Genomic DNA, 3,622 nt, shown 5'->3' on the forward strand with positions numbered 1-3,622 from the left:
GCCGACCCCCCGTCAGAGACTCCCCGGACCGCCACATCGCCGGTACGGCCTACTCACCCTCGGACTCGCGCCGGCCCACGCCCGTCGTCCGGCACGGCCGACTCCGTCAGAGACTCCCCGGACCGCCCCTTACACCGACACGGTCGCCTCCGGCGGACCCACCCCGGCCCACCGCCACCGCCGACTACCCCTCAGTTCCGTCCTCCCGTACGCCTGTGCGTGTCCGCGGTGCCTTGGGGCGCGGTGGCCATACCGTGTAGGTGACCGCGACCAGCAGATGGATGCCGACGACCTGCAGCATCAGCATCTGGTTCGCGCGCAGGGCGTCCGCTCCCCCGCCCTCGCCCACCAGTGCCGTGCAGCCCTGGAGCACGGCCAGCGCGATCGCCCCGGCGACCAGCGTCATCCGCCACAGCCGCCACTCGTGCCGTATTCGGGCGGCGCCGTATCGGGGAGCCTTGGCCGGGCGCGGTCCGCCGGCCAGACGGTGCGCGGCGTGCCCGTCCGCCCAGCCGATCAGATACCGCCCGTACGCCACGGAGAAGCCCAGGTATATCGCGGCCAGCCCGTGCGCGGCGGAGGGCTCCGCGCCGCGCCGCAGATCGACCACGGTGGCGGCCAGCAGCACCAGGTCCACCACGGGAACCCCGGCCAGCAGCAGCGCTCCCGCCCGCGGCCTGCGCAGCAGGTAGCGCACCGTCAGGCCGGCGCCGAGAACGACCCAGAAGCCGATCTCGCAGGCGATGATCAGTCCGACGATCACAGAGTCCTCCTCTCCGACGTTCGACCGGCCTCGTTCGGGCCATCTCCAGACTCCCCCGATCCGGGCGGGTGCGCGTCGTCGCCGCTGATGAACCCGTACTGCATCCTTTGATGGACTCCCCCTCCGCCCGAACCCGCCTCGGGACGGATCACAGCGGCCCGGGCCCCGTGGTGGGATGGGAGCCATGCCCCCACTCCCTCCGCTCCCCGGCCGCCCGCGCCAGCAGGACCTCGGCATCGCCGGGGTCGGGCTGCTGGGCGGGCTGGTGCTGTGGGGTCTGGGCCTGCACGGGGCGACGGTGGCGCTGGGGATGCCGGCCTGGTGCTCACTGGTCTCGCTGGTCGTCCTGAGTGGTTGTGAGACGCTGCGCCGCACCGCCCCGGGCATCGGACTGGCGATCGGCACCGCCGCCTATGCGCTGGACGTCCTCGCCGGGTCGCTGATCTCCAACGTGGTGATGTTCACCGATCTGGTGTACACGGCGGTGCTGTACGGGCGGCCCGCCGCGGCCCGGCTGGTGCCGCGGGTCGCGGAGCTGCTGACCGTGCTGGCGACGGTGATTCCGCTCGCCGTGCTGCGACGCCCCGAGGCGCTGCTGACCGGGGTCATGGTGGGGGTGATCGCCGCCGGCCCGGCCTGGACCGGCATGGTGATCCGCAACCACAAGGAGGCGGCCGAGGCGGCCCGGTTGCGTGCCGAGCAGACCGCGCTGCTGGCCGAGATGGACCGCGTCCAGGCGGTGACCACCGAGCGCGCGCGAATGGCCCGCGAGCTGCACGACATGGTGGCGGGCCATCTCTCCGCGATAGCCATCCACTCCACCGCCGCACTGTCCCTGGCGGATCCGGCCGCCGACCGGGAGGCGCTGGGTGTCATACGAGAGAACAGCGTGCGGGGTCTGGCCGAGATGCGCCGGCTGATCGGGCTGCTGCGGGACGCGGGGGCGGATGCCGAACCGGCCGCCGCGCCCACCCTTGAGGGGCTGGCGGCTCTGCTGCGGCAGACCCGTGCCGCAGCCGCGGCGGAGTGCAGCGCCCGATCGGACGACCTGCCGGGCACGACCGGTCTGGAGTTCCGGCTGCGGGACCGGCGGCCGGCCGCGGCTGATCCGCTGCCCGCCCCGGTGGAGCTGGCCGCCTACCGCATCGTGCAGGAGGCGCTGACCAACGCGCTCAAGCACGCCGCGCCCGGCGAGGTGCTGGTGGAGCTGGACCGCGGCCCGCTGGTGCCGGGGCCGCGCGGTGCGGCGGGCGGGGCGCGGTCCGGTGAAGGGACGCCGCTGCGGGTCACCGTGGTCAGCCCGCTGGGGAGGGCGCCGGTGCCGCGGGCGCCCGGTTCGGGCGCCGGGCTGATCGGTATGCGAGAGCGGGTCTCGCTGCTGGGCGGGGAGTTCACGGCCGGCCCGGAGGACGGGAGTTGGCGGGTGCGGGCGGTGCTGCCGGTGACGGGAGGAGAGGGAGACCGATGACGATCCGGGTAGTGGTCGCCGAGGACCAGATGGCGGTCCGCGCAGGGCTGGTGCTGATCCTCCGGTCCGCGCGGGACATCGAGGTGGTGGGCGAGGCCTCGGACGGCGAGGAGGCGGTACGGCTCGCTCGCGAGCTGAGGCCGGACCTGGTGCTGATGGACGTCCAGATGCCGCGTCTGGACGGGGTGTCGGCCACCCGGCAGGTGGTCGCCGAGGGGCTGGCCGATGTTCTGGTGCTGACCACCTTCGATCTGGACGAGTACGTCTTCGGGGCGCTGCGGGCCGGCGCCGCGGGATTCCTGCTCAAGGACAGCGAGGCAGCCGAACTGGTCACGGCGGTCCGTACGGTGGCGCGCGGTGAGGGGCTGATCGCCCCCGCGGTGACCCGGCGGCTCATCGCCGAGTTCGCCAGTGCCGGCCCGGCGCCCGCCGTCAGGGCCCCGGACCCCGCCGTACTGGATCCGCTCACCCGGCGGGAGCGCGAGGTGCTGTGCTGCCTGGGGCAGGGGCTGTCCAACGTGGAGATCGGCGAGCGGCTCACGATGGCGGAGGCCACGGTGAAGACCCACGTCAGCAGGCTGCTGGGGAAGCTGGGACTGCGCAGCCGGGTGCAGGCCGCGGTGCTCGCCCAGGAGTTGGGCATCTGACGCGGTATCCGGTGCGCGGCCGGGCCGATCCCGCCGTAACTGGTCCAGACCTCTTGACCGATGGTCCAGACCTTTCTACGCTCCCCTCACCAACTGCGGTGAACACCCTCTTGCCTCCCAGTGCTCACCGGGCGACGCAGGTTCCCCCGTACCTTCACCCCCCTGTACGAGGAGCAACCGTGATACCAGACACCCCCCTACGCGGCCTGGCCGCGCATCGCAGGGCCATCGCGGCTCTGACCGCCCTCCTTCTCCCCCTGGCCGCCCTGCTGGGGCTGGCCGCCGCGGCACCCGCACACGCGGCCGAGTCCGCGACCGCCGGCTACACCAAGGCATCCGACTGGGGCACGGGCTTCGAGGGCCGCTGGACGGTGAAGAACACCGGCACCACCACCCTGAGCGGCTGGACCGTGGAGTGGGACTTCCCGGCCGGCACCTCCGTCACCTCCTCCTGGGACGCCCAGGTCTCCGGCTCCGGGAACCACTGGACCGCCAAGAACACGAGCTGGAACGGCTCGCTGGCCCCTGGCGCCTCCGTCACCTTCGGCTTCAACGGCACCGGCAGCGGCAGCCCCACCGGCTGCAAACTCAACGGCGGCTCCTGCGAGGGCGGCGGGACCAACCCCGGATGCGGACTGCACTCAACGAACGCCGTATGCCCGTCGGCGACAGCAGTACTCACGGCCGCCTGAAGCTCCACCGTCTGCCGCAGATTCGTGAACCAATACCCACCATCCATCACCG

The 3,622-nt window shown here is 73.0% G+C and carries 3 protein-coding genes and 1 pseudogene; 3 read left to right on the plus strand and 1 reads right to left on the minus strand.

Annotated elements, in window-relative coordinates:
* Window positions 1-184 precede the first annotated feature (184 nt).
* Window positions 185-763 carry a hypothetical protein gene (locus tag E4099_RS30390; protein WP_135342324.1) on the minus strand — a complete coding sequence of 193 codons (579 nt, stop codon included), beginning with the start codon at window positions 761-763 and terminating at the stop codon, window positions 185-187.
* Window positions 764-938: 175 nt separating this feature from the next.
* Here E4099_RS30390 and E4099_RS30395 point away from each other — a divergent pair, with 175 nt between their 5' ends.
* From E4099_RS30395 to E4099_RS30405, 3 genes and pseudogenes are all read left to right on the plus strand, one after another.
* On the plus strand, window positions 939-2,231 hold the full coding sequence (locus tag E4099_RS30395) for a sensor histidine kinase (protein WP_135342325.1): 1,293 nt from the start codon (window positions 939-941) through the stop codon (window positions 2,229-2,231).
* Window positions 2,228-2,878 (plus strand): response regulator, encoded by a 651-nt coding sequence (locus E4099_RS30400; protein ID WP_135342326.1) that lies wholly within the window; start codon window positions 2,228-2,230, stop codon window positions 2,876-2,878. The genes E4099_RS30395 and E4099_RS30400 overlap by 4 nt, the downstream gene beginning before the upstream one ends.
* Window positions 2,879-3,084: 206 nt before the next feature.
* Window positions 3,085-3,504, plus strand: a pseudogene (locus tag E4099_RS30405) (cellulose binding domain-containing protein); the annotation flags it as partial.
* Window positions 3,505-3,622 lie beyond the last annotated feature (118 nt).

Source organism: Streptomyces palmae (assembly GCF_004684805.1).
GTDB lineage: Bacteria > Actinomycetota > Actinomycetes > Streptomycetales > Streptomycetaceae > Streptomyces > Streptomyces palmae.